The 1072-nt window shown below is 72.2% G+C and carries 1 protein-coding gene; it reads left to right on the plus strand.

The features are described 5' to 3' along the window. A partial coding sequence (locus DBR23_RS29430) for an FAD-dependent oxidoreductase (protein ID WP_233250669.1) occupies positions 1-990 on the plus strand: 990 nt, incomplete at its 5' end. Between the last annotated feature and the right edge of the window lie 82 nt (positions 991-1072).

The raw sequence follows: 1072 nt of genomic DNA on the forward strand, positions 1-1072 counted from the left end.
CGTGCCAAAGGCTGGGGCTGGCAAGACAAGGTCGCCCTACTGCGCACGGCCACCGCCTGGCAGCTGCGCGGCTTTCGCTGCGCGCCCCACACCTCGGTGGCAGACCTGTGTGCCCCGCTCACGCCCCGGCTGATGGCCGAGTTCATCGACCCGCTGTGCGTGTCGGCACTCAACACCCCCGCACGCGAGGCCAGCGGCCAGGTGTTTTTGCGGGTGCTGCAGGACAGCCTGTTCAGCGGACGCGGCGGCTCCAACCTTTTGCTGCCCCGCACCGACCTGGGCGCGCTGTTCCCCGAGGCTGCGGTGCGCTGGCTGGTGCAGCAAGGGGGCCAGGTGGTCACCGGCCAACGCATCCAGCGGCTTGTACCCCTGCCCAGCGGGCGCTGGCAATTGGTGGGGGCTGTGGGCGCCGTCGGTACAGCGCAGGGCGCCGAAGCAGCCGACTCCTTCGACCACATCACCCTGGCCTGCCCCTCGTGGGAGGCCGCGCGCCTGGTCGAGGGCCTTGCCAGCACGGCGGGCCTGGCCGCTGCCGCCCGCTGGAGCGCCACCGCCAGTGCCTTGCGGTTTGAGTCCATCACCACCGTATACGCCCACGCCAGCGGCGCGCGCCTGCCCCTGCCCATGCTGGCGCTGCGCAACACGGCAGAGCACCCGGCGCAGTTCGTGTTCGACCGGGGCCAGCTTGACGGCCAGCAGGGCTTGCTGGCCTTTGTGGTGAGCGCCAGCGACGGCGACCGGGCGCTCATCGAGCAACAGGTGCTGCAGCAGGCTGCCGCGCAGCTGGGCCTGCCCGGCCTGCGCCCCGCGCAGACCGTGGTCGAAAAGCGCGCCACGTTTGCGTGCACCCCCGGCCTGCAGCGGCCCGCCATGCAGGTGCTGCCGGGGCTGACGGCCTGCGGCGACTATGTGGACGGCCCCTACCCGGCGACGCTGGAAGGTGCGGTGCTCAGCGGCACCGCCGTGGCAGCCTGCGCGGCGGCGGGCTGACACAACACCACCCGGGCCAGCGGGCCACCCCCGGGTAACTACCAAGCCCGCTGACAGCATTCCGAAAGCACGACCCAGGCAC

The sequence above is a fragment of the Acidovorax sp. HMWF018 genome (assembly GCF_003061035.1).
Lineage (GTDB): Bacteria > Pseudomonadota > Gammaproteobacteria > Burkholderiales > Burkholderiaceae_C > Acidovorax > Acidovorax delafieldii.